This window comes from Streptomyces panaciradicis, assembly GCF_023516615.1.
Taxonomy (GTDB): domain Bacteria; phylum Actinomycetota; class Actinomycetes; order Streptomycetales; family Streptomycetaceae; genus Streptomyces; species Streptomyces panaciradicis.
The window spans coordinates 1-4872 of record NZ_JAMGBF010000261.1; the positions used below are offsets into that span (position 1 = coordinate 1).

Consider the following 4872-nt stretch of genomic DNA (forward strand, 5'->3'; position numbering starts at 1 on the left):
AGGCGGCGCGCAGGACGTCGACCAGCGGGACCGGCTGGTCCCAGCGGCGGCCGGGCTCCTCGCCCGCGAGCACCAGGAGGTTCTCGCCGTTGCGGCGCATACGGGTCGCGAGGTGGTCCAGGCGGAAGAGGTTCTCCAGCTGGTCCGGGTCGGCCTCGTTGTTCTCCAGGTCGGTGATCAGGGTCAGCTGGCCCTCGATCAGCGACTGGTTGCGCCGGGAGAGGTTGGTGAAGATCGCGTTGATGTTGCCGCGGAGCAGGGCCTGCTCGGAGGCGAGCCGGACGGCCTCGCGGTGGACCTGGTCGAAGGCGCGGGCGACCTCGCCGATCTCGTCCTTGGTGTGGATCGGGATCGGGGCGACCCGGGTGTCGACCCGGCCGGGGTCGGTGCGCGAGAGCTGGTCGACGAGCATCGGCAGGCGCTGCTCGGCGATGCCGAAGGCGGCGTTGCGCAGCTGGCGCATCGAGCGGGACATCTGCCGGGCGACGGCGCCGGCCAGGATGAACGCGAGCAGCAGCGCGACGATGACGATGGCGCCGGTGATCAGGGCGTCCCGCTTGGCGTTGTCGGCGATGGTCGACGCCTCGCTCACCGCGGTGTCGGCCTTCTCCTTCTCCAGCTTGCGGTACGCGTCGAACTTGAGGGTCGTGACGCCCCACCAGTTCTGCGCGCTGATGCCCTCCCCGGCCAGCGCCTCACGAGCGGCCGGAGCCGTCGTCTGCAGCTGGGACATCCCCGCGATCATGTCGGTGGGGTTGGCCGGCGGCGGCACGTACTTCTGGTTCTGGGCGGCCGCCTGCGCGGCGGCCTGCTTGGCCATCGCCGCGCCGTCGACCTTGATCTGGTTCTCGGCCGTCTTGAGCTTGGCGAGGTCCTCGTCGGTGCCGCCGGCCTGGTACTCCTGCAGGGCGATGCCCTCCAGGTAGGCGTACGAGGTCAGGGCGGTGCGCTGGCGGGTCAGATCGGTGTCCTTGGGACCCGGGTTGACCAGCAGGTGCATGCCGATGGAGCGCTCGAGCGAGAGGGCGCCCTTGGCCAGGGCGATGGCGTAGACGGAGCGGCCGTAGCTGGTGATGTTGCCGGTGCCGAGACCGAGCTCGTTGGAGAACTCCAGCAGGGGGTGCTCCATGTCGACGTAGGTCTCTTCGGTCTGCACCCCCTTGTACTTGGAGGTGTAGGCGTACTTCCGGATCGTCGCGAGCTCCGGCTCCACCTTGCGGAAGCGCTCCAGGCGGCGGACCAGGTTGGGCCGGTCCGGCATGTTGCGGGCCGCGGCGTCGAACTCGTCGGCGGCCTGGTCGGTCTGCTTGCGGAGCTTGGCGACCAGGGCCTTGTCGGCGGCGGTCTGGCTCTTGCCCTTCAGCAGCGGCGCGGCGGTGGTGTCACGCTCGACGAGGAGCGCGTTGCTGTAGGTGAGGGCGGCCGCCACCAGGCGGGCGGTGTTCTCCGCGTCCCGGGCGTCCTGCCAGGTGTCGATGGAGTTCTTCACCTGGAAGCCGCCCATGACCAGGCCGACGGCCACGGGTATGAGCAGGATCGCGTTCAGCCGGGTGGGCACGCGCCAGTTGCGGGGGGAGAAACGGCCACCGCTCGATGCGGACGCGGCCGGGGTCTCGGATACGGGCACAGGGGCGGGCGCCGCTCCGCGCGGCGGCGGGGTGAAGTTGCCCCGGGCCGACGGCTCGGGACCGTTCTTGCTTCGCCTCACTCGACCAACAACCTCTCGGCGGCGGGCACCAACGTCGTGCCGCAGTGTCTCAGAGCCCAGTACGTCATCGCGTACGCAGTACTACGGAGTACGTCTTTGACTAATGGGCAGTTCAGGCATTCCAGCACGACGGCCTGCGCTCTTCCAAACAGTGGAAAGCGCTGATTGCGTGTGATGTAAGCCCCAGATAAAACGGTCATAAAGAGCGAGCCCCGTCAAAAGACGGGGCCTTTGTGTGCGCAGCGACACCAGTTGGCAACGACCCGTGGCCGTACCACCCGATTCCTCTGCCGAAACGTTATGAACACCGGGGCCGACCGTGTCAAAGGCCACAGCCGGCTCCGATGCGTCTACGACAACTGCCGTACGACATGGCTGGTTTGAGTGCTATCGCAGCCGTGCCATGAGCGCGTGCTCGACCAGCGTGATCAGCGCACTCTTGGCATCCGCGCGGTGGCGGGCGTCCGTCGTGATGATCGGCGTGTCCGGGCCGATCTGCAGCGCTTCCCGAACCTCCTCGGGGGCGTACGGCTGGTGCCCGTCGAAGCCGTTGAGGGCGACGACGAAGGGCAGACCGCTGTTCTCGAAGTAGTCGACCGCGGGGAAGCAGTCGGCCAGGCGCCGGGTGTCCACGAGCACCACCGCGCCGATCGCGCCGCGCACCAGGTCGTCCCACATGAACCAGAAGCGGTCCTGACCGGGCGTGCCGAACAGATACAGGATCAGGTCCTGGTCGAGCGTGATACGTCCGAAGTCCATGGCCACCGTGGTGGTGGTCTTGTCCCCGGTGTGCGTGAGGTCGTCGATGCCCGCGGACGCGGACGTCATGACGGCCTCGGTGCGCAGCGGGTTGATCTCGGAGACGGCACCCACGAACGTGGTCTTGCCGACGCCGAACCCTCCCGCCACGACGATCTTCGCGGAGGTGGTCGCCCTACCTCCGTCAGAGCTTGCGAAGTCCACTGAGCACCCTTTCGAGCAGGGTCACGTCCGGTGCACCGGTCGTCTCGTCGCCACCCGGCTGGTGGATGGCGACGAGCCCGGCCTCGGCCAGGTCCGCGACGAGAATCCGGGCCACACCCAGCGGCATGGCGAGGAGGGCCGACACCTCGGCCACCGACTTGACCTCACGGCACAGGTGGCAGATGCGCTGGTGCTCCGGGAGCAGCCCCATGAGTGCTGCCGGGTCGGCCGTGGTGCTGATCAGCGCCTCTATGGCGAGCTGATAGCGCGGCCGGGTCCGGCCACCGGTCATCGCGTAAGGACGTACCAGCGGCTGGTCGCCCTCATCCTCGTACGGCTCCGCGTACGGATCATGAGAGGCGGTGGGCGGGGTCATGAATCCTCCGGGCGGGACAGCAAGTCGGTCGGGCAAGCCGTCTGACGGGGCCGGTGGGGGGATTGTGGCGGCCGGACGGTGGTTTGGTGAGACGGGTGGTGCCGGTGCGGGTCAGTGGAGCAGACTGCCTTGGAGTTCGGCGCGCAGGTCGGGCGTGAGGACCGCGCCCGCGCGGTCTACCAGCAGCGCCATCTCGTAGCCGACCAGGCCGATGTCGCACTCGGGGTGCGCGAGCACGGCCAGGGACGAGCCGTCCGAGACGGACATGAGGAAGAGGAAACCCCGCTCCATCTCGACGACCGTCTGCGCCACGGCGCCGCCCTCGAAGATCCGGGAGGCCCCGGCCGTCAGCGAGGTGAGTCCGGACGCGACGGCCGCGAGCTGGTCGGCGCGGTCACGCGGGAAGCCTTCGGACATCGCCAGAAGGAGTCCGTCGGCGGATACGACGACGGTGTGGGACACCCCTGGGGTGTTGTCCACGAAGTTGGTGATCAACCAGTTGAGGTTCTGTGCCGCCTGGCTCATCTGGCTCAACTATCGCTCCTGCTGGTGAGTGGGGCTGGGGAAACTGCCGGTCTGGCCGGTACCCGTACCGGCCTGTCGACCCTGTGCGATGCCCCGACGGAGATTGGTCAGCCGGCCGCGTACGTCGTCAGGCGCACGCGAGACCTGCGGACCTGCTTGGTGCTGTTGCTGCTGAGCCGTGCCCGGGACGAGGTTCGCCCGGGGCACCCGGCGCGGCAGGCCGGAGGTGGTGACGCCGCCCGCGGCCGGCTGCCGTACGCGCTCCGCCTGCCGGACGAGGTCGTCGTTCGGGGAGGTGCGCCACGACGAGGTCGCGGGACGTTGAGGTGCAGCGGCCTGCGGCTGCTGCTGGGCGGGGACGGAACCGTTGCCCTCGCCGGGCCGGCCCTCGCCGCCCGGACCGCCGTGGAACCAGTTGGTCTCCAGCGTGTCGTACAGCGGGGTACGGCCGTCGCCCGGGCCGGTGGCCGGCGGCAGCGCCTCGGGCTCCTGCCGGACCGGCCGCTGCGGACGCGGCGGGACGGGCTGGCGCGGGGCACCGAAGTCGCCGCCGTTCTGCGGGCGCTCGAACTGCCCGTTGCCGGACGGGTTCTGACGCCCCGGCAGGGAGTGCTGCCCGGTCGAGGAGCCGTCGTAGCCCGGCACCGCGAACTGGCCCGTGGAGCCGGCGTCGAAGGACGACGGGCTCGGGTACTGGCCGTTGTTCTGCGGGGTGCCGCCCTGGCCGTTCGCGCTGCCGAAGACGTCGGGCCGGACGAACGAGCCCTGCTGGCCCTGCGTGCCGTTCTGCGGGACGCCGTAGTCCTGACGCGGGAACTCGCCGGTGTTCTGCGAGCCGTTCGCACCGGGACGGCCGAACTGGCCGTTGTCCTGCGGGGAGTCCATGCCCGGGCGGGCGAACTCGCCGGTGTTGTGCGGCGCGTCCATCCCGGGACGGGCGAACTGGCCCGTGTTGTGCGGGTCGTTGCCGAACGCGGGCCGCTCGAAGTCGGCGGCCCCGAGGCCCTGACGGTCGTCGCCGCGCCCGATGGCCGGCATCTCCGTCGTGGCGCCCGGACCCTGGTGGTCGTCGAAGCGCGGCATCCGCGAGGTGTCGTCGTGCCCGCGCGGGGTGTCCAGCGAGGCGCGCGGCACCGGCGGCTGGGCGTTGTCGTCGCTCCAGCTCGGCGTGCGCGGCTGCGTGTCGCCACCGGGCAGCTCGGCCCGCGGTCCGCCACGGCCCGGCAGCTGCGGCCGACGGCCGCGGCGGCCGCGGCCCTCGTTCTCGGCGGGGGCCTGGGGCGGGGACTGCGGCGGTACG

General features: G+C 70.5%; 4 protein-coding genes and 1 pseudogene. All 5 read right to left on the bottom strand.

What is annotated here, in order from left to right; all coding sequences use genetic code 11:
* Positions 1-1708 (bottom strand): sensor histidine kinase (locus M8J74_RS43215; protein ID WP_249841637.1); only part of this gene is annotated, 1708 nt, incomplete at its 3' end.
* A gap of 387 nt (positions 1709-2095) precedes the next feature.
* Complete coding sequence (locus tag M8J74_RS43220; protein ID WP_058922977.1) at positions 2096-2671, bottom strand: GTP-binding protein; 576 nt, start codon at positions 2669-2671, stop codon at positions 2096-2098.
* Positions 2652-3047 (bottom strand): DUF742 domain-containing protein, encoded by a 396-nt coding sequence (locus tag M8J74_RS43225; RefSeq protein WP_016432454.1) that lies wholly within the window; start codon positions 3045-3047, stop codon positions 2652-2654. Before M8J74_RS43225 ends, M8J74_RS43220 begins: the two co-directional genes overlap by 20 nt.
* Before the next feature lie 111 nt (positions 3048-3158).
* Positions 3159-3572 (bottom strand): roadblock/LC7 domain-containing protein, encoded by a 414-nt coding sequence (locus M8J74_RS43230; RefSeq protein WP_058928156.1) that lies wholly within the window; start codon positions 3570-3572, stop codon positions 3159-3161.
* A gap of 9 nt (positions 3573-3581) precedes the next feature.
* Positions 3582-4872: pseudogene (locus M8J74_RS43235) on the bottom strand (nitrate- and nitrite sensing domain-containing protein); the annotation flags it as partial.